The organism is Acinetobacter pseudolwoffii, assembly GCF_002803605.1.
GTDB classification, from domain to species: Bacteria; Pseudomonadota; Gammaproteobacteria; order Pseudomonadales; family Moraxellaceae; genus Acinetobacter; species Acinetobacter pseudolwoffii.
Genome location: NZ_PHRG01000005.1, coordinates 78,887 through 105,348, shown reverse-complemented (window position 1 = coordinate 105,348; position 26,462 = coordinate 78,887). Strand labels below are relative to the sequence as shown.

Annotated in this window: 23 protein-coding genes; 12 read left to right on the top strand and 11 right to left on the bottom strand. The window is 42.7% G+C overall.

Annotated features, from left to right (window positions below):
- Positions 1–130 precede the first annotated feature (130 nt).
- Positions 131–562 carry a chlorhexidine efflux PACE transporter AceI gene (aceI, locus tag CWI32_RS10930; protein WP_005170461.1) on the bottom strand — a complete coding sequence of 144 codons (432 nt, stop codon included), beginning with the start codon at positions 560–562 and terminating at the stop codon, positions 131–133.
- Between the two features lie 99 nt (positions 563–661).
- Between aceI and aceR the strand changes: the two genes are divergently transcribed.
- The 4 genes from aceR (at position 662) to CWI32_RS10910 (ending at position 4,600) form a co-directional block, all read left to right on the top strand.
- The gene (gene aceR, locus CWI32_RS10925; RefSeq protein ID WP_005170459.1) at positions 662–1,552 is read left to right on the top strand and encodes an HTH-type transcriptional regulator AceR; all 891 of its coding nucleotides are present in this window, start codon (positions 662–664) and stop codon (positions 1,550–1,552) included.
- Positions 1,553–1,641: 89 nt separating this feature from the next.
- Positions 1,642–2,619, top strand: a complete 978-nt coding sequence (gene tal, locus CWI32_RS10920; RefSeq protein WP_100535289.1) for a transaldolase — start codon at positions 1,642–1,644, stop codon at positions 2,617–2,619.
- Between the two features lie 73 nt (positions 2,620–2,692).
- Positions 2,693–3,349 carry a leucine efflux protein LeuE gene (leuE, locus tag CWI32_RS10915; protein ID WP_100535288.1) on the top strand — a complete coding sequence of 219 codons (657 nt, stop codon included), beginning with the start codon at positions 2,693–2,695 and terminating at the stop codon, positions 3,347–3,349.
- A 75-nt stretch (positions 3,350–3,424) separates the two neighbouring features.
- Positions 3,425–4,600, top strand: a complete 1,176-nt coding sequence (locus CWI32_RS10910) for a benzoate/H(+) symporter BenE family transporter (protein ID WP_074383234.1) — start codon at positions 3,425–3,427, stop codon at positions 4,598–4,600.
- Positions 4,601–4,659: 59 nt separating this feature from the next.
- On the opposite strand, the gene CWI32_RS10905 is transcribed toward CWI32_RS10910, so the two are convergent.
- On the bottom strand, positions 4,660–5,007 hold the full coding sequence (locus CWI32_RS10905; protein ID WP_005097280.1) for an SMR family transporter: 348 nt from the start codon (positions 5,005–5,007) through the stop codon (positions 4,660–4,662).
- Between the two features lie 84 nt (positions 5,008–5,091).
- Entirely contained in the window at positions 5,092–6,042 is a 951-nt protein-coding gene (locus CWI32_RS10900; protein ID WP_218949424.1) for an alpha/beta hydrolase, read from the bottom strand.
- Between the two features lie 315 nt (positions 6,043–6,357).
- On the opposite strand from CWI32_RS10900, the gene CWI32_RS10890 reads away from it, so the two are divergent.
- Together CWI32_RS10890 and CWI32_RS10885 are read left to right on the top strand one after the other, a co-directional pair.
- Positions 6,358–6,801, top strand: a complete 444-nt coding sequence (locus tag CWI32_RS10890) for a universal stress protein (protein WP_005170452.1) — start codon at positions 6,358–6,360, stop codon at positions 6,799–6,801.
- A 135-nt stretch (positions 6,802–6,936) separates the two neighbouring features.
- Positions 6,937–7,383, top strand: coding sequence for a universal stress protein (locus CWI32_RS10885; protein ID WP_005097283.1), 447 nt, complete (start codon positions 6,937–6,939; stop codon positions 7,381–7,383).
- A 34-nt stretch (positions 7,384–7,417) separates the two neighbouring features.
- Here CWI32_RS10885 and CWI32_RS10880 read toward each other — a convergent pair whose 3' ends face one another.
- Both CWI32_RS10880 and pepN read right to left on the bottom strand, forming a co-directional pair.
- Positions 7,418–7,627 carry a hypothetical protein gene (locus CWI32_RS10880; RefSeq protein WP_004278836.1) on the bottom strand — a complete coding sequence of 70 codons (210 nt, stop codon included), beginning with the start codon at positions 7,625–7,627 and terminating at the stop codon, positions 7,418–7,420.
- Between the two features lie 215 nt (positions 7,628–7,842).
- Positions 7,843–10,449 (bottom strand): aminopeptidase N, encoded by a 2,607-nt coding sequence (gene pepN, locus CWI32_RS10875; RefSeq protein ID WP_100535287.1) that lies wholly within the window; start codon positions 10,447–10,449, stop codon positions 7,843–7,845.
- 361 nt (positions 10,450–10,810) lie between these two features.
- On the opposite strand from pepN, the gene CWI32_RS10870 reads away from it, so the two are divergent.
- The 3 genes from CWI32_RS10870 to thiM all read left to right on the top strand — a co-directional run bounded on the left by CWI32_RS10870 (position 10,811) and on the right by thiM (position 13,270).
- Complete coding sequence (locus tag CWI32_RS10870; RefSeq protein ID WP_100535286.1) at positions 10,811–11,068, top strand: hypothetical protein; 258 nt, start codon at positions 10,811–10,813, stop codon at positions 11,066–11,068.
- Positions 11,069–11,228: 160 nt separating this feature from the next.
- Positions 11,229–12,389: a hypothetical protein gene (locus CWI32_RS10865; protein ID WP_035337723.1), complete on the top strand. Its 1,161-nt coding sequence runs from the start codon at positions 11,229–11,231 to the stop codon at positions 12,387–12,389.
- Between the two features lie 32 nt (positions 12,390–12,421).
- Positions 12,422–13,270, top strand: a complete 849-nt coding sequence (gene thiM / locus CWI32_RS10860) for a hydroxyethylthiazole kinase (RefSeq protein WP_171304343.1) — start codon at positions 12,422–12,424, stop codon at positions 13,268–13,270.
- Positions 13,271–13,845: 575 nt separating this feature from the next.
- Here thiM and CWI32_RS10855 read toward each other — a convergent pair.
- Positions 13,846–15,369, bottom strand: a complete 1,524-nt coding sequence (locus tag CWI32_RS10855; protein WP_005097293.1) for a TerC family protein — start codon at positions 15,367–15,369, stop codon at positions 13,846–13,848.
- 739 nt (positions 15,370–16,108) lie between these two features.
- Here CWI32_RS10855 and CWI32_RS10850 point away from each other — a divergent pair.
- Entirely contained in the window at positions 16,109–16,573 is a 465-nt protein-coding gene (locus CWI32_RS10850) for a MarR family winged helix-turn-helix transcriptional regulator (protein WP_005097294.1), read from the top strand.
- Positions 16,574–16,649: 76 nt separating this feature from the next.
- On the opposite strand, the gene CWI32_RS10845 is transcribed toward CWI32_RS10850, so the two are convergent.
- From CWI32_RS10845 to CWI32_RS10825, 5 genes are all read right to left on the bottom strand, one after another.
- Positions 16,650–17,312 (bottom strand): SOS response-associated peptidase family protein, encoded by a 663-nt coding sequence (locus CWI32_RS10845; protein ID WP_100535285.1) that lies wholly within the window; start codon positions 17,310–17,312, stop codon positions 16,650–16,652.
- Positions 17,313–17,395: 83 nt separating this feature from the next.
- Positions 17,396–18,844, bottom strand: a complete 1,449-nt coding sequence (locus CWI32_RS10840; protein WP_081273087.1) for an aldehyde dehydrogenase family protein — start codon at positions 18,842–18,844, stop codon at positions 17,396–17,398.
- Positions 18,845–18,971: 127 nt separating this feature from the next.
- Positions 18,972–21,137, bottom strand: coding sequence for a malate synthase G (locus CWI32_RS10835; protein WP_074383243.1), 2,166 nt, complete (start codon positions 21,135–21,137; stop codon positions 18,972–18,974).
- A 371-nt stretch (positions 21,138–21,508) separates the two neighbouring features.
- On the bottom strand, positions 21,509–22,654 hold the full coding sequence (gene zapE, locus CWI32_RS10830) for a cell division protein ZapE (protein WP_005097301.1): 1,146 nt from the start codon (positions 22,652–22,654) through the stop codon (positions 21,509–21,511).
- 84 nt (positions 22,655–22,738) lie between these two features.
- Positions 22,739–23,746, bottom strand: a complete 1,008-nt coding sequence (locus CWI32_RS10825) for an AraC family transcriptional regulator (protein WP_005097302.1) — start codon at positions 23,744–23,746, stop codon at positions 22,739–22,741.
- A gap of 141 nt (positions 23,747–23,887) precedes the next feature.
- On the opposite strand from CWI32_RS10825, the gene CWI32_RS10820 reads away from it, so the two are divergent.
- On the top strand, positions 23,888–25,387 hold the full coding sequence (locus tag CWI32_RS10820; protein ID WP_378266984.1) for a flavin-containing monooxygenase: 1,500 nt from the start codon (positions 23,888–23,890) through the stop codon (positions 25,385–25,387).
- Positions 25,388–25,455: 68 nt separating this feature from the next.
- Positions 25,456–26,364: a LysO family transporter gene (locus CWI32_RS10815; RefSeq protein WP_100535284.1), complete on the top strand. Its 909-nt coding sequence runs from the start codon at positions 25,456–25,458 to the stop codon at positions 26,362–26,364.
- The last annotated feature ends 98 nt before the right edge of the window (positions 26,365–26,462 follow it).

Here is a 26,462-nt window from a genome sequence, read left to right as displayed (position 1 = left end):
AAGGGGTTTAAGATGAATACAAAGTCGAATAAGTGTGCTATGTGTCAAAGAAATACTGCTGTTTACTAGATTCCCCACATAAAGCACAAGTAACATTAGCTGTGCTTTATTTTTTTCTATGCTTTTCTTATTATATTTTTCGATGCTCAGGCTGATATCCAAGCATTTCTTCTATCGAATCATAACACCACTGAAAAATGAAGGTATATACCAGAATACACAAGGTCAGGCTAAAATCGAGCACAATCGCCTGCCATAGTCCCATGTTCATCGCATAGGCCACCATTGGAATGGTGGCGAGCATTAAACCACCTTCAAAGCCAATCGCATGTAAAATACGCACTCGAATCGTTCGTTTCAGTTGACGTTTCGCTTCAAATTTTTCGAAATAATGATTAAACAGCATATTCCAGATGACAGAGGTCACGGCCATCACAATTCCCAGTGCACCTGTGACTTCTAGCGGCATATTAAAAATAAGACTCAAAGCTATCGCAATGATCACCAACAGGATGACTTCATAGCTAAGCGCATGCACAAGTCGTCTTTTGGAAATCAACATTTTCATTACTCGGTTTTTTATCAATAATCGCGTATATTATGTTCTTTAAACTGATTAATCGAGTTAGAATATTTCAATAAAATTGATAGATAAGATTACATGAATATTAATCAGGAACAACTCACTGTATTTAAAACTGTGATGGAAACCGGTTCATTCTCTGCAGCTGCACGAAAATTGGGAAAAGTTCCCTCTGCCATTAGCATGTCAATTGCGAATTTAGAAATTGATCTGAATCTGCAACTGTTCCAGCGTATTGGGCGTGAACCTGTGCCAACGGAGCAGGCACAGACACTGTATGAAAGAACAGAACAGCTGTTAATCGAAATGAATCAGTGGAAACAGCATGCGCTTGCCCTAAGTTCAGGCCTGGAGTCTGAACTGAATATCGTCATCGTTTCTGAATTACTGCATACGCGCTGGACTGATTATGTCGTTCTGGTGGAACAGCAATTTCCCGAGCTTCAGATTAATGTCTTTGGTGCACCTCAGGAAGATGCGCAACAGATGCTCTTGGATGGTAGCGCACAACTGGCATTAATGTTTGAGCGGGAACAACTCGATGCACGTGAACAGTTTGTGGAATTAAAGCGTGAAGTCTTGATTCCTGTCGCAGCCAAGCAGCATGTACTGAGTCAATACGATCAGGTCAGCTTTGAACAAATTCTAAATAGCCGTCAAATTGTGGTGGCGAGCCGTGACCGTAATATTAAACCTGAATTATTATATTCCCGTCATTACTGGCGCACTGACAATCATCATTCTGCCTGTAGCATGATTCAACAGGGTTTGGGTTGGGGTGTTCTCCCGCAGGAAATGCTAAAAAAACAGCCGAATTTACAGCAAAATCTGCAAGTGCTGAATCTGCTCGATTTCACCCCAAAGTTTGAATATTTTATCGATCTGGTCTGGAGTCGGGAAAGCAACTTGGGCACAGCTGCTCATTTTTTGATTAATCATCTGCGAAATCAGCGTAAAAGTAGCAAATAATCACAGAAACACCACTTCAGTCTACTTGGTAAATACAGGGTTTATGATATAAAAGTATGCATAAGCAATAACCATAGAACTAGATCGTAATGACATTAACCGCATTAGACCAATTAAAAAACTTGACCACAATTGTGGCGGATAGCAGTGACTTGAGCGCAATTGAAAAATTTCGTCCTCTGGATGCAACCACCAATCCATCACTGATTACAGCAGCGGCCAGTCAAGTTGAGAACAAGGCCCTGATTGAAGCGGCCTATCAGCAGGCGCAGCAGGAAGGCTATGCGGATGATGCCCTAATTGAACGTACCATTGATATTTTGACCGTCAAATTCGGCGTTGAAATCTTGAAATTAATTGAAGGGCGTGTTTCGACTGAAGTCGATGCGTCCCTGTCTTTTGATACTGCTGCCACCATCGCAAAAGCCAAAGAGTTACTGGCACTATATGCGCAGTATGGGATTGACTCCGACCGCATCCTGATCAAGATTGCATCAACCTGGGAAGGCATTCAGGCCGCAAGAACCTTAGAAGAAGAAGGCATTCATACCAACCTGACCCTGTTATTTGGCCAGCATCAGGCCCATGCCTGCGCTGATGCCAAAGTTACTTTAATTTCACCTTTTGTTGGCCGGATTCTGGACTGGTACAAGAAGGCTGAAGGTGTGGATGCTTATCCAATCGAAAAAGATCCTGGCGTGTTATCGGTTAAAAGTATTTATGAGTTTTATAAAGCCCATGGCATTCAAACCGAAATTATGGGCGCCAGCTTCCGCAGTATCGATCAGGTCTTGGGCTTGAGCGGTTGTGACCTTCTTACCGTTGCACCAAATCTACTGGCAGAACTGAACCATGATCAACGTGAAGTTCAGCCGCAACTTTCAGCGACAGCTATTACTGTGCAGGGTGAACTGAGTCCGATCAGTCAGGCAGCATTTCTGGAACAGCTGAAGCAGGATCAAATGGCCAGTGAACTGTTACAAGGCGGTATTCAGGGTTTCATCAAAGCGCGTGAGCAACTGGCTGCGCTATTAGGTCAAACCTTTCTCAATCCCGTTGAAAGCTAAGCTAAAATCTTAGAAATTTTACCAGCCGATGTTGCTATAATGCCGCATCGGCTTTTTCTTGTGCGAATTCTTCGTGTTTGGTATTACAGATCTCAGTACCTTTATCATTGGTACCACCTTAATTGTGCTCTTGCCCGGCCCCAATTCCCTTTATGTCATGTCCATTGCCTCACGTTTTGGTATCAAGACAGGTTATTTAGGTGCTCTGGGAGTGTATACCGGTGACATGATTCTGATTGTATGTACTGCTTTGGGGGCTGCATCTTTATTGCATGCTTTTCCAATCCTGTTTATTACTTTGAAGATTATCGGCGCCATCTACCTGAGTTATCTGGGGATGAAGCTATTAAGTGCCGCCTATAAAACCATTCGTCCAACAGAAAAAGTGACCATTCCGCAGATGAATGCGGCTGATGCTAAAGCTTCGTCTATTCAGCCATTTCGTACTGCATTGACCATCAGTATTTTAAATCCAAAAGCGATTCTGTTTTACCTGTCATTTTTTGTGCAATTTGTCGATCCTCGCTATCCTTATCCGGCATTGACTTTCATTCTGTTGGCTTTGATCTTGCAATTGATTAGCATGACCTATCTGTCCATTCTGATTTTCTCAGGGGTAAAACTGGCCTCCTATTTCAACCAGCATTACAAACTGACAGCCAGTTGTGTGGCCATAGTCGGCATTTTATTCTGTGGTTTTGGGATGAAGCTAGCCAGCTCTACCTTATAAAAGCTTGAAACAGATATTGTCTAAATACGTGAAAAGCGTATGATTTAAACGCTTTTTAAAATTGTGTCATGGACGATGCCAAAACTATTACAAGATCTGTCTCTTACTGCGGTCATTGCCGGCCTGATTACCTGCCTGATTGGCATTAGTGTTTCTGCTGTACTGGTGATTGAAGCTGCACAAAGCTTAGGCGCCAATGCGGCACAAATCAGTTCCTGGTTATGGGCACTGGGAATCGGCATAGGTATCTCTGGTGTGTGGCTGTCCTGGAAATATCAGTATCCTGTTTCTACTGCCTGGTCAACGGCGGGACTAGCTTTGATCATTGCGTCTGCGGGTCATTACAGCCTCGGTGAAGCGATTGGTGCGTTTCTGATTTGTGGACTGTTGACTGCTGCGCTGGGATTCTTAGGAATTTTTGAGCGTATTTTTCATTTTATTCCACAAAGTTTAACCAGTGCCATGCTGGCTGGAGTATTGCTAAAATTTGGTATTTCAGTATTTGGTAGCCTGCAACAGTCCTGGAAATTTGTACTCAGTGTCCTGGCCATTTATCTGATCTCAAAAAAAATCAGCACACGCTATAGCATCGTGATTACCGTATTTACCGCAATTGCGCTCTGCCCTTTCTTTATCGATTTTACAATCCCGAGTTTAAACTGGAGTATGGCCCAGCCGGTCTGGATCCAACCTGAATTTAGTCTACAAGCTGTTCTAGGGCTGGCTTTACCACTGTTGGTGATCAATCTGGCTTCGCAATATCTACCCGGACTGGCAGTAATTAAAAGCTATGGCTATCCACCCAAGGTAAACGGTATTTTAGGCTGGACCGGTATAAGTCAGGCGATACTGGCACCTTTTGGCTGCTTTAGTGTCAATCTTGCTGCGATCAGTGCGGCAGTGAGTCTGGATACTCAAGCTCATCCCGACCCACAGAAACGCTATATTGCAGGCATGAGTTGTGGGCTGTTTTATATTTTGATGGGACTATTTGCAGCGACCTTGACCAGTGTCCTGATGGCATTTCCAGCAATCCTGATTACCATTCTGGCCGGAATTGCCTTATTCGGCACCATTGGGCATAACATCGCGCTGGCTTTTCAGCAAAGCCATGAACGTGAAGCGGCTCTGATGACCTTTTTATTCAGTGCATCCAATATTCAGTTTTTCGGGATTGGTTCAGCCTTTTGGGGCTTACTACTGGGATTAATGGTTTATTTTCTATTTAAGCTCAAGCCTCAAGTCACTTAAAATTGATGACTGATCATTAGAATAAAATGACAAATAAGGGCAGCGATCATGTCTGCCTTTTATGAATGTCCTGCGGTCTGGGAAAAAAGGTTGATGACGAGTACACCGGAAATAATCAGTGCAATGCCAATAAGTGCAGGCACATCGAGCGTCTGCTTGAAAAGTACATAGCCCACAATTGCAGTCAGAACAATTCCCACACCGGCCCAGATGGCATAAGCGATTCCCAATGGAATGACTTTAATCACTTGGGACAATAAATAAAATGCAATACAGAATAAAACCACGACTGCCAAAGACGGCCATAATTTGCTAAAGCCTTCAGATTTTACTAAAAATGTAGAGCCTGTGACTTCGGCGACAATCGCCAGTGCCAGTAACAGGTAGGCCCACGATACAGGATTCATTTTTCCATCTCCAAAATTTCAGTATTCATGCTTTGAATAACAAGCCAATTAAAATAGAAAATTAAACTTTAAATAATGCTTATTTTACAATGAATGCTGGTGCAGAAAATCAAGGGTGCGAATAAAGGTTTGCTGACTCTCTTTTTTGCCCATAAAAAACTGGTATTCATGAATCAGCCAGGCCTTAGATTCCGGATAAAATACCTCGGTCACTGCAATATTCCGGGCCTTGAGTGTCTCTACAAAAGGTAAGGATTGAGTATCGGTCAAAAAATCTTTATTACCGCCACTGATGAACACCGGCGGATAAGCATTTGAAATATGCTGGATCGGGGAAATCTGCTTTAAAAATTCGACATCATCTTTCTGGTCGCCCGTATAAGCCTGTACCAGATTATAAACGCCCCATTCGACCATTTTGATTTCATCCGGTGCTTTTTGCACAAAGGCCTGTAGATCGTAAATACCACAATGCAAAATCAAGCCTTTGAGCTGCATTGGCTGAATATTTGGACTGAAATTGGATTGTTGTGAAAACTCTGGATTGGTCAACAACGCGGCATAATGACTGGCCAGATTGGCACCGGCAGAATCTCCGGCTAAATACAGTTGTGCTGCATCAATGTGATAGTTCTCGGCATGCGTGTTGATAAATGCCAATGCCTGATTAATTTGCTGAAGTTGACTCGGATAAGTCACCTGCGGCGCAAACTGATATTGTACAGAAATCACGTTATAGCCTTGCGCCGCCAATAGCTTAAAATAGCCGCGGGCATGTGCCTTGGAACCTGAAATCCAGCCACCGCCATGAATCCAGACAATGGTCGGTCTCGGGCCTAGATTCTGAATATTTTGCGGTTGATACAGATCGAAGCTTAAATCTTGTAGCGGCTGGTACACAATATTGTTTTGTACCCGAACAGTTTTAGGGGCATAACGATCCATCACTTTTTGTTGTAGGCCCGTAGTCATATTGAAGGCACTGGCAATTAGCCTGCTATTTTGTACGGTATTCTGACAGCCCGCTAACATCATCGAGCTGACCAGCACAAGATTTACCGCGATATATCTCACAATTTCAATTTCCCTATATTGATAAAAATCAAGCGCAGGCAGTTTAACTGAAATGCTCAAAAACCAAAAACTTAATCCAGTTCGTTCTGGCAGCAGAGGTGAAAATCCCCAGTTTTTTGCTCGGATTTATTTGCCCATTTCTTTACAGTTTTATGTGAATAATAGTTGTAATTTAATGAGTTTTTTCATTTTTTTAGGTTTTGCAATTGCACCTGTAGAGTCACTGTGCTATCAATGAATCAGAAGCGAACAATAAACATTTGGAGTAAAAAAATCATGGCCTATCAGCATATTTTAGTTCCGGTAGACGGCTCAGAAATTTCTTTTTCCGCAGTACGACATGCTGCAAAAATTGCCAAAGCATTTGGTGGCCAGCTTTCCCTGATCAGCCTGATTGCAGAAGATCCTTTTACTGAAGCTGATTTCTATTACAGCTCATCTATCATGAAGGAATATTTTGTACAGGCGCATGCCAATGCCAAAAATGCCCTGAAAGAAGCCACTGCGATTGCAGCGACTGAAGGTATTGAAGCTCAGTCACGGATCGTCACAGGTCTGGTCAATGCCGAACACATTGCCAAAACTGCTGATGAAGTAAAAGCAGATCTGATTGTTATGGGTTCTCATGGCCGTAAAGGCTTCCAGAAAATGATTCTGGGCAGCTTTGCACAGGATGTTTTAGGTGCCAGTGAAATTCCGGTTCTGATCGTGAAAAAATAATCAAAGCTTTGCGCATCTTCAAGGTGCGCATTACCCGGTTTTCTATATTTGATTTCAAACCAAACCGTACGTTATGGAGATTCACCCACCTAACCCCTATTCTCCTTACTGCAATAATAAATATCAGGAAGCACCATGAATAATTATGATCATCTTCTCGTAGCACTCGATGAGTCCTCGATTTCCTATGCTGCCGCAGAACATGCCCTCGAACTGGCCAAAGTATTTCATAGCCATGTCACCTTACTCAGTGTCATTGCGGTTGACCCTTTTAAGGGCGTAGATTTTTATAAAGTTGCTCCAGCAGTCACAGATTACTTTATGCATGCAGAACAAAATGCGCTTGATCGCTTAAATGACCTGAAACAGAGCTTTGTTCGTGAAGGCATACAGGTCACGACAAAAATCCTGCATGGTATGGCACCTTCAGAAGGAATCTTACAGGCTGCAAATGAATCACCGACTGATGTCATTATTATGGGTTCACATGGCCGTAAAGGTTTGCAAAAACTCATGCTGGGCAGTGTGGCGCAAAATGTGCTGGCACTTTCTGATATTCCAGTACTGGTGGTCAGACAATAACAGGTATTGATGAAAGCCTGAGCTGAGCAGGCTTTTAGCGAAGCTTTTGATTCAGCTCACTCAAGAAGATTTCTGCATCAAGCTGGCTTTGAAATACTTTCTTGTATTCCCCGACCTGCTGAATGGAATGCGGCGTATATTGAATGGAGATTTCAAGTAAGCCATTTTCAGGATTCTTGCTGACATGTACGGCAATAATATGCTGGCTATTTAAATAAAAACCATCTTCAATTTTCACTAACATATCTTGGACAACCTCTAGTAAGCGAATCTGTAGATCCCTTTACCTAGCTTACAGCTTAATAAATAAATACTCTTTTCCGTATAATCATACTGTAACACCCTTTGGTACTTACCTAAGCCTTTAGAGAAATTCAACTGTATTTAAAGCCAGCGTTTGAAATAAACAGGAAATAAAAAACCGGATCAGGTCGATCCGGTTTTTTATGAATATTGATGTTATACGCTGAGCATACTATTGAGTGTCTCAGACACGTTTTTAGATTTAACCAGTGGTTTTAAGGTTTCAAGCTGTGCTTTCACTTCACTGCGTTGCGGTTCTGCCAAGGTATACCAGCGTGACAATACCTGTAGCAAACGTGAGCCTACAATCGGGTTTTTCTCGTCCAGATATTTCGCCAGACCAATAAAATGCTGTACGCCAAAGCTCCAGGCATTCACCGGGTTGGCATTCAAACCACCACTGACTGCACGAATACGGTTAGGCACCGCCAGATCATAATCTGGATGCTGGGTCAGATACGCAATGGTTTCGTCCGTTGCTTTTGGATGGGCTGCCTGAACCATAAACCATTGGTCTAAAGACAAGGCTTCATCTTCAAAGCGGCTGTAGAAATCGGCTAGAGCTTCTTGTGCTTGTGGTGCATCATTCCAGACCAAGACTTTCAGTGCACCCAAACGTTCAGACATATTCCCCGTGTGATATTGCTCATAGGCTAAATCAAAGGCAAATGCATCTCCCTGACGAGCCATCATCGTGAGCATGATATTTCTTAAAGCACGCACACCCATCGCTTGCGAGAATTCAGATTGCAGATCAGGATCCAGATTGAGATAAGTTTCTTTCGCTGTTTCACCAAAGGCACGTGCCAAAGTATGCAGCAAAGCCTCACGCTTTTCCTGAATCATGACCGGATTATAATCCTGATCAATACGGCTACCTAAATAACCTTCCGACGGTACATCAAACAAACGTGATGCCAACAGCGGATCTTTCTCAATCACATCCGGCAAGGTATTAAGCATGGCCTCGATATAAATTTCTGCAGGCTGATCATCCAGCAAGATACGCTCGAGTAAAGTTTGAGTTGCTTGCCACTGGTTAAAACCATTCGTTTCATATTGCAACAGGAAGGCCAATTCTTGTTCTGAATAGTCAAAGTCCAGATTGACTGGCGCAGAAAAATTACGCAACAAGGACACCACCGGTTTGCTGCTTATGCCGCTAAATTCAATCGTGGCTTGTTCCTGATCAAACAGATACACCCCATCTTTCACGCCATTTTCAAAGAGTGCTTCAGAGTTCAACTTTAACTGCTCACCGGTTTCGGCATCAAACAGCGCCAAAGCCACTGGAATAGGTACCGCTTTCAGATTCGGATATTTGGCATGGGTTTTCAGGCTTTGCTTCAAGCTAAGACGATAAGTTTGCATTTCAATATCATATTCGGCTTTTACTTCAAGTTTCGGTGTACCCGGCTGGTTATACCAGGTCAGGAAGTTGGATAGATCCACCCCTGAACCTGCGGTGAGCGCGGCCACCCAGTCTTCCACCGTTACCGCCTGACCATCATGACGGCGGAAATACTCATCGGTACCTTGGCGGAATTTTTCCTTGCCCAGCAAGGTCGCCATCATGCGGTTAATTTCCGCCCCTTTTTCATACACGGTTGCGGTATAGAAGTTGTTAATTTCGACAAAATGATCCGGGCGTGGTGGATGGGATAGCGGGCCAGAATCTTCCGGGAACTGATGTGCCTTCAGAACCGCCACATCATCAATACGCTGTACCGCAGCCGACTGTAAATCTTCTGAGAAAGACTGGTCACGGAACACGGTCAAGCCTTCTTTCAAGCAGAGCTGGAACCAGTCACGGCAGGTAATCCGGTTACCAGTCCAGTTATGAAAATATTCATGGGCAATCACCGACTGTACCCGCATGATCGCAGCATCAGTGGTAAATTCTTCATCGGCGAGCACACATGAGGTATTGAAGATATTCAGCCCTTTGTTTTCCATGGCACCCATATTAAATGCACTGGTCGCCACGATCATGTAATTGTCGAGGTCATATGGCAGGCCATAATGCTCTTCATCCCAACGCATGGAATGTTTTAGCGCTTCCATGGCAATCTTGCATTTTGGAATATCTTTTTCTTCTGCATAGATTTCCAGTGCCACATTGCGGCCTTCTGACGTAACATAGGAATCTTTCATCACCGCCAGATCACCAATGACACAGGCAAAGAGATAACTTGGCTTTTTGGTCGGGTCCTGCCACACGGCATAGTGACGATTTTCATCCACTTCACCGGTTTCTAGCAGGTTACCATTTGCGAGCAAGACCGGATATTTCTTGTCTGCCTCTACACGTGTGGTAAAGACCGACAACACATCAGGACGGTCTGGATAGAAAGTAATTTTACGGAACCCTTCTGGCTCATTTTGGGTTACAAACAGATCTGAACTGGCCTGATACAGACCTTCCAGCATAGTATTGCTTTCCGGATGAATTTTCACCACGATTTCAAGCAATACCTGATCAGGTGCATTGGCAATCAGCAGTTGCTCAGCATCCAGACTGTAGTCACTGGCATTGAGTATTTGACCATTTAACTGAATCGATTGCAGTTCCAGATCTCGTCCGAGCAAGACCAGATCGCCAGCAGTCTGACGCTGCATCTCCAGCTTGCTGCTGACCAGACTGTGGTCACTGTAGACTTGAATATTCAGGTCGATGGAATCAACAACAAAGGAAGGTTTTTGATAGTCTTTTAAATAAATGGTTTGATCCGCTTCGATCACCGGGTTTGCCGCAATATTCATGTCCTGTCCTAATCTTTTATCGTGTTCGACATTGTTCATGTCAAAATCATACGCCAAGTTTGAAACGCTGTCTGTGCATTTGTATTGTTAGATCTAATATGGGCATTTCGTGCACCACTTTCAATGCATTCTGCCTAATTGAGCAGCACCCGGCTCTACATAAGAAATATCTATGCCATAAAAATAGTCAGGATCATAATTTCTTACATTTTAATAAATTACTGATTTAAAAATATATAATTTTATTTGCAGAGTACCGCATAAATGCTGATTAAAAAATGAGCACACTTCTTGCTACAGTTAAACTGTGTTTTTCCACACTTCCAATGAAAGAATAATGATAACGATGATGAGGTGAGCCATGTATTTAAAACAGCATGTTGTACGGATCGAAAATATCAAAACTTTGCAGACCCTGGATCAGGCCAATATTGACCATAAAGTCATTGCACTGTTGATGAGCTGTGAAGGTATTCCTCTTCAGGCACATGAAGTGACTGCCATTCTCAACAGCTACGATGCCCTCGGTACCAAGAAAGTTCCATCTAAAAAAGTTCAGGCCTTAATTCATGCCAAACATCGCGGACAACAAGACGAAACCTTACCATGCCCAGTCTAAAACCCGTCATTTCATGTTTTTAAGATCAGAGCTACTTCGGTAGCTCTTTTCATGTGCGCGTATATTTTTTGCTGACGTAAAATAGCATCAGTCAACTACATTTGCTTCGCATCAGCGGTGTATAATCAAATGCCCGTCCATTCTAAAGTTGCTCGCGCCCATGGTATTCAGTGTTCTGCAAAAACAGCTTGATGAAAGCACCCACTGCCCGCTATGTAAGGCATCGATGTATTGGATTGAGGCGGAACAGTATGATCAGGAGATGAGTTACCATGAATGCAGCCATTGCCAGCATCAGCTTCATCCGGATCAAAAAAATAATTGTTATTGCGCACAGTGTCTGGCCCAGCGTAAACGCATGCTCAAGGAAGTCCGTTTACAGGAAAATCGTCTCTATCATAAAAAACAGGACCGGCCGGTTCCTGAGCTCAATCAGCTCAGTTTTATCAATAAACTGTTTTTACTTTCGATTTTAGATGAACAAGTACAGGAATATAGCCAGCACCGCGAATATATCGACTGGCATCATATTCGCTATTTTTCCATCAGTCCGAACTATCTGTTTCAACATGGTCTGATCAAAAATATGCTCAGAGAACAGATTTTAATTCCCAAAGATGTGCAACAGGAAAATCAGCACTATTATATTAATGTACGTCTGGATGGCTATTCTGAACCGAGCCTGTTCAGCATTACCCAGCAACTACGCAACTGGTTTTATCAGAACCTGAGTCAAGGTGTGCCCTTTAAAAGTGCAGATGAAGTCAAAGATGCCCTGTATTGTCTGCTATATGAGGAGATCATTCAGTTTGCGCAATTTTACTGTCGTAGCTGGAATGTGCAGATTGCCGGAAATCAGAGCTTTCAGACCTTTTGCTATCGCCTTTTAGATGTCTTGGCAGTGGGACAGATTTATTATCTGGTACAGACCGCACTGGAATATCTATATAAGCAAAAAGCGCTTAAGCCACGCAATGAAAATTTTATTAATACCAATCTGCTGAAAAAAACCTTACAACAGTATCGGGAACGTTCTGTCACGGAAAAATGGGAAACCTCTACCCTGCCACGCCCGCCACAACTGGCCTTCAGCAAGATGAGTGAAATCCTGTTTTATCGCTTCCTGGGTTATGATGAGAATATTTTCTTTCAGCCGGTCTGGCGCTCATGGCATAAAATTGAACCGCGCCTGAAATTTTATTCGCAGAAACGTTGTATGCACTGCGGTTCACAGGAGCTTTCGGTGGATTATGATGCCAGTGACTATGTCAGCCTGTTCTGCCGTAGCTGTAAGCATCAGGACCATTATTTTACCCGCTGAGCGAAGATACGACTTAGATTCCTTTTTGACAGATGATCATTATGAATACTTCTACGCAAGCACTACAGCACACGCTTCTGGATCAAATCTGCGAGGCATGGTTAAAGTTACAGCAACATCAGCCATTGGTGCATATCATGACCAATGCCGTGGCCAGTAATTATGTGGCCAATGTGGTGCTGGCTGCCAATGCTTCCCCCGCCATGATCGATAATCCTTTTGAGGCCGAAAGCTTTGCCAAAATTGCAGCTGCGATCAATCTCAACCTGGGTACGCCGACCACCGAACAAGTACAGGCCATGCATATTGCTGCAGAAACGGCACATCGTCTGAAAAAACCATGGGTACTGGATCCGGTTGGTTATGGAACGGTACTGCATTGGCGCTCGAATACGGTAGATCAGTTGCTCAATTCCCATCCGACAATTTTACGGGGCAATGCCTCTGAAATTGGTGCTTTGGCCGGAAAGCGGATCGAATCCAAAGGTGTGGACAGCACCATCAATAGTGCCGATGTTTATTTACAGGCACAAAGCTTATTGGCGCATTGTGACTGTGTCGCGATTTCCGGTGAATCTGATTACATCATTTCCAGAGATTATCCGGTAATACAGGTATCAGGCGGATCATATTTACAACCGCGCGTCACGGCCACCGGTTGTGCACTTGGTGCACTGATTGCAGCCTATAGTGCTGTAAGTTCTCCCGCAATCGCGGCACTCGTTGCACATGTGCATTTTGCAATTGCAGGTCAACGGGCTTTTGAACGTGCGCCACAGCTTGGCAGTTTTAATGTGGCTTTTTTGGATGAAGTCCATCAACTTAATACTGAAAGCATTCGACAATACGCCAACTTTCAAATTTTGCCGGGAGCAGTTTAGTTTGCTAGCAGCTTTAAGGGGTGTTTGCAGATTGGTATAGACCTGACACCCCACTTTTAGCTGTACATCGCTCACATTTTCTACTAATTTCTGAAGAGATAGGTTGTTTCTGAATCCTACGCTGAAACTATTTTGAGCATGATCGGTGGTTAACTGAGCAGACTTCATATAACTTAATGTAATTTATCTACCGATTTTCACCAAACAGATCAAACTTTTGTTTGATCTGTTTTTGCATGATCCAACTGAAATCATGTGAATTATAATTTAATTATTCAGCAGGATTTGAATGTTACTTTTAAGCTTTAATTAACAGGCTCTATTGATCAATATCCAGTATGTGATTCTGCTTATGCTGCATTACGAACCTGACTATTAGACTTAAAACTCTAGTGCAATATCAAGCCATTCAGCTCAATATCCAACTTGAGTGATAGTCTGCATCGAATGATAAAAAATCTGTCTGAACAATGACCTCACTTTGTTTTAATAAGGACAATTGAGAAAAGATGCATTAAAAAAAAGTCAGCTGCCACTAGAGCAACTGACCTTCAAGATTTGAACAAAGCAAGTGTTTAAGCCGCGTAATGAATACTAACTGATTTGATACGATTGCTTTCAATTTCAGTGACTTTGAACTGTACACCTTGATAATCCAATTCAGTACCGACTTCGACCACACTGTTGGTTTTATCCAGAATCAGACCCGCAACACTGATATAACCAGCATCTTCATCAATCAGATCAATCATGCCGAGTTCAAGCTCAAGCTGATACAGATCCAGCATACCTGAAGCGATCCAGTGGGAATCGTCAATTCTGACCAAATCAAGTTGTTCGTCTGCATCCGGGAACTCACCGGCAATGGCTTCAAATACATCTAGTGGTGAGATCAAACCCTGTACATTACCAAACTCGTCGCTCACCAAGACCAAAGAGCCTTTAGAGGTACGCAAAGTATTGATCGCATCAATAACTTTCATCTTTTCAAAGATATAAATTGGACGATGGCGTTTGATCAGGGCTTTTAACTCTTCTGGTTCTTCCAGCACATCCAGTAATTCCTTGGCACGTACGATGCTAATCACCTTATCCAGGCTGCCACGACATACCGGAAACAGGCTGTGGGGAACAGATAGAATTCTTTCACGGATCTGTTCCGGGCTATCCTCTAGATCGACCCATGAAATCTGACTGCGCGGTGTCATGATCGAAGCGACTGAACGCTCTGCAAGGGTCAATACCCCGCCAATCATGTAACGTTCTTCATCTGCAAAGGCTTCTTGAGCTTCATTTTTGTCAGTATCAGTGGTTTCCAGCTTGCCGCCCATTAACTTCAAAATAGAATCAGCCGTACGATGACGCAAAGGAATCTTAGATTCATGCTTTGCTGCATTACGCTGGCCGAACTGGTTGAACGCTTCGATCAAGATCGCGACACCAATACCTGAATAGATATAGCCTTTTGGAATATGGAAACCAAAACCTTCTGCAATCAGACTGATACCAATCAAAAGCAGGAAGCTTAGACACAGAATCACCACAGTTGGATGACGGTTTACAAAACTGGTCAATGGTTTCGATGCCAGTAGCATTACACCCATCGCAACAATCATTGCAGCCATCATGACGTAAATATTGTCGACCATCCCAATTGCAGTAATCACTGAATCTAAAGAGAATACAGCATCTAAAACAACAATTTGGGCAACAACAGCAGTGAAACTTGCATAAACCACCTTAGTGGTCAATTTGACTTCAGGCTTACCTTCTATCTTTTCATGTAACTCTGTGACGGCCTTATACACCAAGAACAAGCCACCAAATAACAAGATCAAGTCCCGACCGGAGAAGGTCCAGTCAAACAGGGTGATCAACGGCTGAGTCAAAGTGACCAGCCAAGCAATGGCAAACAACAGGCCCAGACGCATCAATAATGCGAGTGAAAGACCGATGACACGAGCTTTATCACGTTGTTCAGGAGGAAGTTTTTCAGCCAGAATGGCAATAAAGACTAGGTTATCAATACCTAAAACGATTTCAAGAATAATAAGAGTAATTAAACCTACCCAAATTCCGGGATCTAATAAAAATTCCATTAGAGAACTACCCCGTTCGAGTAAGCTAGAAATAGAGATGGAAGATCAACGCACGGCGAGGGATCCATTAAATTTAACCTATGTAACTTAAGACCATTCCATTATGCATAAACTGAGTATTTTGTAATGTATTAATTTATAAAAAAATTACATGATTATGATTTTCCTTAGACTTTTTTCATTAATCAGTGTGTATAAAACGCATTAAACTTAATTTTTTCTTCACAAATTATTTTACTTTAATTAAAAATATGCAGTAATTACCATTCATTAGCTCAACCACTTTTAAAGTGAACTAAAAATTCAGCCATCAAATATATACCGATTAAAAAAGCAATCAGTTAAAATAGGGCTTGAATTTTTTGATGGGGAAATTCCTCCGCATAACTGCATAGATCCATCAGCAAAATTGTCTGGTTGATTAAAATCAGAGTGATTGCATTTTGGCCGATAAGCGAATCATGCTGTCGAATGACAAACCATTGCGGAAAATGATTCCGCCTCAGAAATATACAATTAAGTATTAATTTTACACAAAATATTATTGCCTTTCATCCGATTTAAAATGGCCATTCTCTGTCCTGAATCAGCGCATATGCAGAACTGCTCGACTTCTGGGGCTATTAAGAAAAACTAAAAAGTGCAATCTCTTTAACATTTTTAAAATAAAGGTTGAAACATGCATAAACTTTTTCATAAAATGGACGGGCCCTAGAAAAATAAATACAAGGAACATTTCATGACTAAGAAATATGCAAAATTTTTACCGTGTACGGAAGAATTTAATTTAGAAAACTTTCCCTATTATTGGGTTACTCAGGTTCATGCTCAATATGTACTTAATGTCGATCACGCACTTAAAAAATATGGTGTAGACAATTCGCGCCGCCGTATCCTTCTTGCCTTAAAATCCAAACCGCATGCGAGTGTATCCGACTTATCAGAGATGGTCGTATCTAAAATGTCGACCACCACTAAAATCGTTTATCGCTTAAAAGATGAAGGTCTGGTTGAGACTTATTCATGTGAAGATGATGCACGAATTACCCGGGTATTTTTGACCGAAAAAGGCATGCAAATGACACATAAGATCAATGATCTGACCAATATAGTACTAGAGCAGTCATTTGAAGGCTTGACGCCTTTGCAAATTGAAAAAACCATGGAAAGTTTACGTCATATTTTTAAAAATCTGGCTCGTTAAAAGTCCTACTTTTTATTTTTAAATAGACGCTGGCGAATTGGCATACTTTCAATAATAAATAATTCACCGGAGCTTTCTAAGAATCAAAAAAGTTCAGTTGTGGGCTGGCTTTTTTGATTTTTTCTTTGGGAACATGTGAACATTCAAACTCTTCTTCCGGAAAGCCGTGTACAAAACTCCGAATATCCGGATGACTCAGTGTCAGCCATTCTTGTAGTCGCTCATGCGGAATTACGATCACCGAACGTTTGATGTTTCCAGGCTCATGAAATTCTTTCATCATCGGATGGTCAATGGCATCCATGGTGATCATGCTGGCAGATCGTACAATTTCCCCTTGTACTCGTGTAATCTCATATACTGCCGCAATAAAAGTCGCCTGACCATCTTGACATCTTACACCCCAACGCTGTGGTTTATTGTCAAAATATTTGGACTCATAAAACTCGGCAACAGGAATGACCCCAAAATGACATTTGGCAGTGGCTTCAGCAAAGGTTGGCTTTTGCAATAAAGTTTCATTTCTGGCGTTATAGGTCTTGGTAGCTATACTTTTATCTTCTGCCCATTTTGGAATCAGGCCAAAATTTACCGACCGCCATTCCAGTCCTTGAGCTGAATGAAATAACAGCGGTGTAGCATAATTGGGATAGACCTCTTCCGGATATTCAAAGGGAATTTCGGGCAACCCCAGATTATGCAATTGTTCTAAGCTTAAAGGTTTAAAGTTGGCACACATGGCGGATTAATGTAAATCATTCGACCACTCGATTATAACCTGATGTCTGAGCCAAACCTGTAATATTGATATAGATTTGAGTATCATGAATTCGGTATGGTCAACCAGTGTGTCCGGGTAAACTCCTCAAAAATCCAGCGACCATTAAAACGTCCGAGTCCTGAGTTTTTCTCGCCGCCAAAGGGTGCATTCGACTGATCTGCAACACTGATCCCGTTAATATGGGTCATGCCAATATCCAGTTGTGCCGCAAAAGTGCTGCCGCGTTCGATATTTGATGTACAGACTGCACTGGACAAACCGAACTCTGTTGCATTGGCCAGATTTAAAGCATGGGCCTCATCACGTGCTTTTAAGATCGGTAAAATCGGACCGAAGCTTTCTTGTTGTGCTAAATCAGAATCGGCTGTGACGTTAATGAAAATATGCGGATAGACCAGATTTCCTTCAATTCCGCCCTCATATACCAGCTGTGCGCCCTGCTCGCTGCCTGTCTGAATGATCTGTTGATGCTTTTTGACCTGACTCCGATTAATGATCGGCCCGATGATGGTATCTTCCAGATTCGGATCGCCCACTGGAATCATTTTGACTCGATCCAGAAGCTTATCCACATAAGCATCATGAATAGATGCATCGATAACAACCCGATTGGTGCTCATGCAAATTTGTCCCTGATGCATAAAACGCCCCATCAAGGTCAGTTCAACCGCCAGATCAAGGTCGGCATCATCCAGAATCACCAAGGGTGCATTGCCGCCCAGTTCCAGTGCCAAACGTTTGATTCTGGAACTGGCCAGAGCTTTACTGCCGACACTTTTCCCCACTTCAGTCGAGCCGGTAAATGAAATCATTTTTGGCACTGAATGCTCGACAAAATAATCCCCGATTTCACTGCCAGCACCGGCAATAATATTCAATGCACCCGGAGGCAAACCGGCTTCTTCAAATAATTTCCCGATTAATGTACCGCCAGTCACCGGCGTATCACTGGCTGGTTTCAAGACAACCGTATTGCCACAGGCAATCGCTGTCGCCACTGAACGCAAGGACAGATGAAATGGAAAGTTCCATGGGCTAATGACTGCAATCACGCCTAAAGGTTTACGCAAGACCAAACTTTTCCGTACTGGATCTTTGCTTTCGAGCTGTTCAGTTTTCAGCTGATCTGGAAATGCCAGACTTTCGTGAATAATCCCCAAGGCAGCATCTACCTCAAGGCCGGCTTTAATGCGCGTACTGCCTGATTCAATAATCAGCCAGTCAATGATTTCTGCACGGCGCTGCTGAATAATATTAATTAAATTTTGCAATACTGTTTTACGGACTTCAATGGAATTCAAAACACCCTGTTGAAAAGCCTGTTCTGCTGCCGTATACGCACTGTCTACATCGACAGAGCTGGCAGCTGCAAGACTCATAATTTCGGTTTGGGTAAAAGGATTGATATTTTTTATGATTTTGGTTGAAGTTCCATGTTGCCACTGACCATGAATAAACTGCTGGTCTAAGTCCTGATATACCGTCATCATTTTATTGTTCCTCGCAAGCTTTGCTCCACTTTAAGAGTTCAACTGAAAAATTTCTAGTCAGAAAGACAGCCGCTTACCATTAGACAATAAAAAAGCCTCCGAAGAGGCTTTTTTAAGTTAGACGGGATTAGTCACCTGTATAACCTTTTAACTTTAAACGTGCTGCATGTAAAAGTGGCTCGGTATAACCTGATGGCTGTTCACCACCTTTAAAGATCAGGTCAGACGCTGCCTGGAATGCAATATTGTTGGCAAAGTCTGCAGACATTGGCGTATACAACGGATCATTGGCATTTTGCTGATCTACAATTTTCGCCATACGCTGCATCACTTCTTCTACTTGCTCACGGCTTACCACACCATGACGCAACCAGTTCGCCACGTGCTGTGAAGAAATACGTAGAGTCGCACGGTCTTCCATTAACCCGACATCGTTGATATCGAGTACTTTAGAACAACCTACACCTAAGTCTACCCAGCGAACCACATAACCCAAGATCCCCTGACAGTTATTTTCAAGTTCTTTGGTTTTCTCTTCTTCAGACCAGTTAGTGTCTGTTGCTAATGGTGGCGTTAACAAGTCATCTAGTGACAAGGCTTCAGTTGCCAATAACTCTTGCTGACGATCCGCAACATTAATCTGATGATAGTGAATCGCGTGAATTACCGCACCTGTTGGTGATGGCACCCATGCACAGCTCGCACCTGCTTCCGGATGTTCAGTTTTGGTTTTATACATGTCGAGCAACATATCTGGTTTTGGCCACATGCCTTTACCGATTTGCGCTTTGCCACGTAAACCTGCTTGCAGACCGATCATCACATTACGGTTTTCATAAGCCGGGAACCAGATCTGACCTTTGACTTCGCCTTTACGTACGAATGGGCCTGCTTCCATAAAGGTATGGATTTCGTCACCGGTACGGTCCATGAAGCCTGTATTGATGAAAATAGTACGGTCTTTGGCTTGTGCAATACAGTTCTTCAGGTTTACAGAAGTACGGCGCTCTTCATCCATAATCCCGATTTTTAAAGTTTTTGCAGGCAAACCCAGTACCTGTTCCGCACGTTCAAACAATTCAACGGCAAATGCCACTTCTTCAGGACCATGCATTTTTGGTTTAACGATATACATTGAACCTTGACGCGAGTTCTTAATGGTATTTTCACCTTTGATGTCGGCAAAAGACAACAAAGGTGTAATCAAGGCATCCATGATGCCCTCAAAAATCTCTGCACCATCGACCAAAATGGCAGGGTTTGTCATCAAATGACCGACATTACGCAGCAACATCAATGAACGACCATGAACCTTGGTTTCACCACCTTCCACATTTTTGAAAGTACGGTCTGCATTCAGTGTACGGGTAACTGTTTTACCATTCTTCTGAATGGACTCTTCTAAAGTGCCTTTCATCAGACCTAACCAGTTACGGTAGCCTTCCACTTTTTCTTCAGCATCAACCGCTGCAATCGAGTCTTCCAAATCCTGAATGGTGGTAACCGCAGCTTCAAGAACTACGTCTTTTACGCCAGCGGCATCAGTCTGGCCAATCGGGCTCGTTGCATCAATTTGCACAATAACGTGCAGACCGTTATTTTTAAATACGATTTCAGTCGGTGCTGACGCTTCGCCATTGAAGCCAACAAATTTAGCGCTATCCGCAACAGTCGTTGTAGAACCATCTTTTAATTTTACAACCAGTGCGTTGCGATCAACTGCATATTGAGTTGCGTCTGCGTGCGAACCTTGTGCCAATGGGAAAGTTTCGTCAAGGAAGTTTTTCGCAAATGCGACAACTTTCTCACCACGTTTCGGGTTATAGCCTTTGCCTTTTTCCGCGCCATCTTCTTCAGAGATCACGTCGAAACCATAAAGTGCATCGTAGAGAGAACCCCAACGTGCGTTGGCTGCGTTGAGGCAGTAACGTGCATTACGTACCGGTACCACCAGCTGTGGGCCGGCCAATACGGCAATTTCTTCGTCTACATTTTCAGTGCTGATTTGAAAATCTTCTACTTCTGGTAACAAGTAGCCAATTTCAGTCAAGAAAGCTTTGTAAGCTTGTAATTCAAATGTGTTATTGCGGTGCCATTCATCGATTTTCGCTTGAATGTCATCACGCTTAGCCAAAAGTGCTTTATTTTTAGGGCTAAGATCAACAACGACTTGTTCAAAGTTTTTCCAGTAAGTTTCACTATCCAAACCAGAACCTGGTAGTGCTTCATTTTCGATAAAATCGTAAAGTTCTTTAGCAATCGCTAACTTGCCTTTTTGAATACGTGCAGTCATTGTCTTTCCTGATATTGCTACTTTTTATACAAGAGATTCTAGTATACCGATTAAAATCTAGCTGAATAGTATTATCAAATTGCTAAATACTGAGCATTTTTCATAATATGAGTACCCTCATAAACATATCAGACGTCGCTCAGCCGCATTGAGATATCATTCTGCTAAATACCCTAATGACAGTGTATAAAGTTTTCGAAATGTAGAAATTAGACTTAAGTTCAGATTTTCGAGTAAAAATTATGCATTCTAGTTATACACGATCATATTTAGATCAAGATTAAGCCATGTTTGGCCCTAGTTGTCGATCAATTACCTGCTTATTTTTATAAAAAAGCGCCAGTCAATGACCAGCGCTTTTATTCTGCTTCCTACTCACTCGAGATAGTTTTCTGAATCTGACGATGTTCAGAATTCAGATATTCATCCGACTGCATTTCCAGTAAACGTGAACGCGTCCGTTCAATTTCAAAGACCAGTTTTTCACCTTGGTAAATATCAATAATATTGTCTTCCGAGGTCAATAACAGTTTGACACCACGGTCATAGAACTCATCGACCAGATAAATAAAACGGCGCGTCCCATCATTGAGGAAATCGGTCAGGTGCGGCACATTACTGACTAAAACCGTATTATAAATATTGGCAATTTCAATAAAGTCAGCCGGGCTACGTGGTTTTAGACACAGCTCAGAAAACTCGCACCACAATACATCTTCGGTATGTGACACAGTTTCCACAATACGGTTATTGATGATAATCGGCTCTTCAGAGCAGGTTTGCGTCTGAGTCAAAGCGCTGAAACGTTGCGCAATCCAGTTTTTATGATCATGGGTTAATGGGAATTTGAATAACTGCGCCTGTTTTAATACGCGTAAACGGTAATCGACGCCGGCATCGACGTTTAACACCACACAGTTTTTCTTGACCAGTTCAATCGTCGGCAGGAAACGGTCACGATGAATCCCGTTTTTATACAGGCCATCTGGGGCAATGTTCGAAGTTGCAACCAAAGTAATCCCGCGTTCAAATAGTTTCTGGAACAGATCACTCAGAATCATGGCATCGGTGACATTGGATACAAAGAACTCATCGAAACAGATAATCACCGCGTCTTTATAAATCTGATCCGCGACCAGATCCAGCGGATTACGCTGCCCAGAGAGCTTATTTAATTCACGATGCACATGCTGCATAAAGTGGTGAAAATGCATCCGGGTTTTACGGCGAAATGGAATCGAATCATAAAACTGATCCATTAACCAGGTTTTGCCACGACCCACACCACCCCACATATACACGCCATTGGGAGAAGTCTGACGGCGAAAACGGCGAAAGGCTTTTTTCGAGGCCTTAAAACGCTGAATCAATTCCAGCCAGACACGATTCAGTTCATGTACTGCCATTGCCTGTGCATCATCAGGCATAAACTGTCCCGAAGATATTGCTTGTGCATAACGTTCTGCAGGAGAAATCGGACTAAAGGCGGTGCTGTGCTGTGAATTAAAATCGGACATAGAGTTTCGTACTATTTGGGATCAATTTAATTATAGCGGAGTTTAATCAACACACTATAACACTTTGGCATAAACAAGCTTAGGCTATTTCACATATTGCCGAGGGCTTTGCCCAAACCAGCGTTTAAAGGCATGGTTAAAAGCAGCCGGCTCGGAATAGCCCAACAACTCTGCAATCATTTCAATTGAATACTGTTTATATTCAATCAATCGCAAAGCCTTATCTTTAATAATGTCTTCGCGAATTTGTTTATAACTGGTATCACACTGCTGTAACTGATGCCGCAAGGTTCGCTCCGGAATATTTAGCGCCTGCGCAGTTTCGGCCATGCTCGGCATCAAACCACTTTGTATTTCCAGATAATCCTGAACGCGCTGCACCACTGTCGGTGTCTGCTCATCCTGTTGCAAACGTTGCAATTCAGCAAAACACTTGGCTTCATACAGCGCAAAGGTCACCGTATCCGCAGACGGAATTTTAATATCCAGAACTGCTTCATCAAACCAGAATGCCGCACTTGGTGCATCGAACTGAACCTGTGTCCCATAATAATCATGATAGACCTTTAAGGTATTCGGCTCTTGCGGATGGGCAAATGGTAACTCGATCCGTAAATCAGGTTTGGACAGGCCCATCATTTTGTAGATATCACGGATAAACTTGAAAGTTCCCGAAATCTCCGCCTGTGCCAGCAACACACCCAGACCATCTTCCAGATTTTTCGGTCGATAACACAACGCGCTATGATGCTCGCTTTGTTGCAAACCCAATTGTCCTGTCAAATGCGTCAACTGTTGAAAGCGGATCACCTGATGCAGCGCATCACGTACCGTCGGACTGGTAACCAGTAACATCAACAACGGACCATAACCTGCCAATGCATAATGCTGGCCAATCAATAATCCCTGTTCAGCTTCGATTTCCTGCCCTACGACCTTAAGTACATCATGTTCCAGACTCGGATGAATAATCGAGCCAGGATCAAAGGCATCGACACGCAGTCCAATGTTTTGCAGCTTCTGATCGACGTCTATGCCCGCCTTGCGCATACCTTGAATCAAATACATCAGACTGAGAACAGAACGTTTCATAACCATACAAATACAATGTGATAGTCTTAGTTGTACTATAAAAATAAGTGTACTGCTATTGCCGTTTAGATCAATTTTAGGTCTAATCTTTTATCAGTGAATGATGATAATAATCTCTTATTAAAATAAGCAAGGAATGCAATGATGCTGGAAAATACAAGTGCCACCCGCTCGCCACCCTTTACCAAAGTCGCCATTATTGGCGCCGGTTTTGGCGGTATTGCCATGGCAATACGTTTACAGCAGCAAGGCATCCATGATTTTATTCTGCTGGAAAAAGGCCATGAATTTGGTGGAACCTGGCGAGACAACCAGTACCCTGGCGCAGCCTGTGATGTGCAGTCACATTTATATTCCCTCTCATTCGCTCCGAAAAGTAACTGGTCAAAACGCTATGCCGAAGCACCCGAGATATTTTCCTATATTCAGGATCTGGTAAACGATTATAAGCTGCGTGCGTTCTGCCGCTTAAATACTGAAGTCCTTTCAGCGCATTACCAGGCAGAGCGCTGTCTGTGGCAATTGCAGTTACAAGATCAAACTATCCTGGAAGCCCAATTTGTCATATTTGCTTCAGGGCCTTTACATATTCCCCAGATTCCACCTATCCCCGGTATTGAGAAGTTTCAAGGGAAAGTCTTTCATTCTGCACAATGGGATCATGCTTATGATTTAAATGGCAAAAATGTCGCATCGATTGGCACAGGTGGCAGCGCCATTCAATATGTTCCGGAAATTGCCCCACAATGCAAACAACTCTATGTCATGCAACGTACTGCAGCCTGGATCATTCCTCGCGATGAACGTGTCTATCACCCTCTCGAAAAGACACTATTTGAAAAATATGACTGGTTCCGAAAACTGCACCGTGCCCGCTTATATTGGTCAAATGAATCGCGGGTCATCCCCATCGTTAAACCCGGAATCATGAAATACACCCAGAAACTGGCAGAACTGTTCATCAAATACCAGATTAAAGATCCTGAGTTAGCTCAAAAACTCACTCCGGATTACATCATGGGTTGTAAACGAATTCTGGTTTCTAATAGCTATTTCCCGACTTTTAACCGCAGGAATGTAGAACTGGTGACTGAAAAGATTCAGGAACTCACTGAAAATAGCATCATTACCCAAGATGGTCAGGAACGGCCAATTGACTGTCTGATTTATGGCACCGGGTTCATTACCGATCCACGCATCTATATGAAGAATTTTCAATGTACTGGGCTGGATAATCTACAGCTCAATGACGTCTGGAAACAGGGGGCTGAAAGTTATTATGGAATTTGCATGAAAGGTTTCCCAAACCTATTTCAGTTACTGGGCCCAAATACCCTATTGGCACACAACTCTGTGATTTTTATGATTGAGGCACAAGTTGACTATATCTTACAGCTCATGCAGCGGGTCGATCAATCGCATAGCGATGCCATTATGGTCAAAGAGCAGGCGCAAGATACATTTAATCAGCAGGTGCAACATATGTTTGAACAGACCGTATGGCAATCTGGCTGTATCAGCTGGTATCAGCAGGAAGGTGGCAAGAATTTTGCCTTATGGCCGACTTATACCTGGAAATACTGGCTGAAAACCAAGAAACCCAATACCGCAGATTATCGATTATTCAATAAAGTTAGCTAAAAGCTTTTCACCATCTAGCATCAAGCGATGGCATAATTTAAAGATAATTTTTTCAATCTATTAAACTTATGCAATCGCTTTGGCTCATCTTTCAGCTTCTTCTCTGTTTGGCACTCGGTTTTGCTTTGGCGAAACGGATTCCAGTATCGCTGATTAAAATCTGTTTCAAGCTCTTACCTTATTTTAGCTATGTGTTACTGATTGCGATTGCCTTTGAATTCTCACAGCTTGTGGATGAATTACAGCATCCCCTACAGATTCTGAGTACATCCATCAGCATTGCCTTTCTGACATCACTCGGTGCTTTTGCTATTTGCTATTTGCTGTTCAAGTGGGCTGGTTTTCTTCCCAGTTCAGGCAGAGTATCCCTTGATCTGGTAATTAAATCCTTACTGAATATGAGTTATGCTTTTTTGGCACTCGCAGGCGGATACTTTTTACATGCTGGCTTGAGTCTGTTTGATCTGTCCTTACACATTAGCACTTGGCATTTGTTACTGGTATTTATGTTTTTCATTGGTCTAGATCTGGCTTATTCGCCACTGGATCGTTCTTGGTTAAATATCAAAATTCTTCTGGTTCCAATCGGTTGTATCTTCGGTTCATTATTCGCAGTTATGCTGTATTCATTCTGGAACACACAGATTGGCCTGAAAGATTTGATCATGCTGTCACAAGGCTATGGATTTTACTCAATGTCAGGCGTTGTCGTGACCGAGCTTCGAAATGCAGAACTCGGCAGCATTGCACTAATGAATGACCTGTTTAGAGAAATTTTTGCCATCTTACTGATGTATTGTATGGGCTGGAGATATCCAAGATCGGCCATTTCCGCAGCGGGTGCAACTGCAATGGATGTGACTTTACCGATGGTTAAGCAGGCATGCGGTCACGATTTTATTCCGCATGCTATGGTCAGTGGATTTATTTTGTCATTGTTAGCACCAGTCATGGTGAGTGTACTGGCAGCGATTTAATTGCTTTATTGCTTTCTCAATCTCCCTAAGTCTCTCTTTTCTAAAGAGAAACTTTCCTTCCTGACTAAGTTCTAAAGCAGGATTTTAAAACGAAGCAC

Bases quoted from the DNA above. Each gene is read 5' to 3' on its own strand.
- aceI (WP_005170461.1), bottom strand. From the start codon at position 562: ATGTTGATTTCCAAAAGACGACTTGTGCATGCGCTTAGCTATGAAGTC.
- aceR (WP_005170459.1), top strand. From the start codon at position 662: ATGAATATTAATCAGGAACAACTCACTGTATTTAAAACTGTGATGGAA.
- tal (WP_100535289.1), top strand. From the start codon at position 1,642: ATGACATTAACCGCATTAGACCAATTAAAAAACTTGACCACAATTGTG.
- CWI32_RS10910 (WP_074383234.1), top strand. From the start codon at position 3,425: ATGCCAAAACTATTACAAGATCTGTCTCTTACTGCGGTCATTGCCGGC.
- CWI32_RS10905 (WP_005097280.1), bottom strand. From the start codon at position 5,007: ATGAATCCTGTATCGTGGGCCTACCTGTTACTGGCACTGGCGATTGTC.
- CWI32_RS10900 (WP_218949424.1), bottom strand. From the start codon at position 6,042: ATGATGTTAGCGGGCTGTCAGAATACCGTACAAAATAGCAGGCTAATT.
- CWI32_RS10890 (WP_005170452.1), top strand. From the start codon at position 6,358: ATGGCCTATCAGCATATTTTAGTTCCGGTAGACGGCTCAGAAATTTCT.
- CWI32_RS10885 (WP_005097283.1), top strand. From the start codon at position 6,937: ATGAATAATTATGATCATCTTCTCGTAGCACTCGATGAGTCCTCGATT.
- CWI32_RS10880 (WP_004278836.1), bottom strand. From the start codon at position 7,627: ATGTTAGTGAAAATTGAAGATGGTTTTTATTTAAATAGCCAGCATATT.
- pepN (WP_100535287.1), bottom strand. From the start codon at position 10,449: ATGAATATTGCGGCAAACCCGGTGATCGAAGCGGATCAAACCATTTAT.
- CWI32_RS10870 (WP_100535286.1), top strand. From the start codon at position 10,811: ATGTATTTAAAACAGCATGTTGTACGGATCGAAAATATCAAAACTTTG.
- CWI32_RS10865 (WP_035337723.1), top strand. From the start codon at position 11,229: ATGGTATTCAGTGTTCTGCAAAAACAGCTTGATGAAAGCACCCACTGC.
- thiM (WP_171304343.1), top strand. From the start codon at position 12,422: ATGATCATTATGAATACTTCTACGCAAGCACTACAGCACACGCTTCTG.
- CWI32_RS10855 (WP_005097293.1), bottom strand. From the start codon at position 15,369: ATGGAATTTTTATTAGATCCCGGAATTTGGGTAGGTTTAATTACTCTT.
- CWI32_RS10850 (WP_005097294.1), top strand. From the start codon at position 16,109: ATGACTAAGAAATATGCAAAATTTTTACCGTGTACGGAAGAATTTAAT.
- CWI32_RS10845 (WP_100535285.1), bottom strand. From the start codon at position 17,312: ATGTGTGCCAACTTTAAACCTTTAAGCTTAGAACAATTGCATAATCTG.
- CWI32_RS10840 (WP_081273087.1), bottom strand. From the start codon at position 18,844: ATGATGACGGTATATCAGGACTTAGACCAGCAGTTTATTCATGGTCAG.
- CWI32_RS10835 (WP_074383243.1), bottom strand. From the start codon at position 21,137: ATGACTGCACGTATTCAAAAAGGCAAGTTAGCGATTGCTAAAGAACTT.
- zapE (WP_005097301.1), bottom strand. From the start codon at position 22,654: ATGTCCGATTTTAATTCACAGCACAGCACCGCCTTTAGTCCGATTTCT.
- CWI32_RS10825 (WP_005097302.1), bottom strand. From the start codon at position 23,746: ATGAAACGTTCTGTTCTCAGTCTGATGTATTTGATTCAAGGTATGCGC.
- CWI32_RS10820 (WP_378266984.1), top strand. From the start codon at position 23,888: ATGATGCTGGAAAATACAAGTGCCACCCGCTCGCCACCCTTTACCAAA.
- CWI32_RS10815 (WP_100535284.1), top strand. From the start codon at position 25,456: ATGCAATCGCTTTGGCTCATCTTTCAGCTTCTTCTCTGTTTGGCACTC.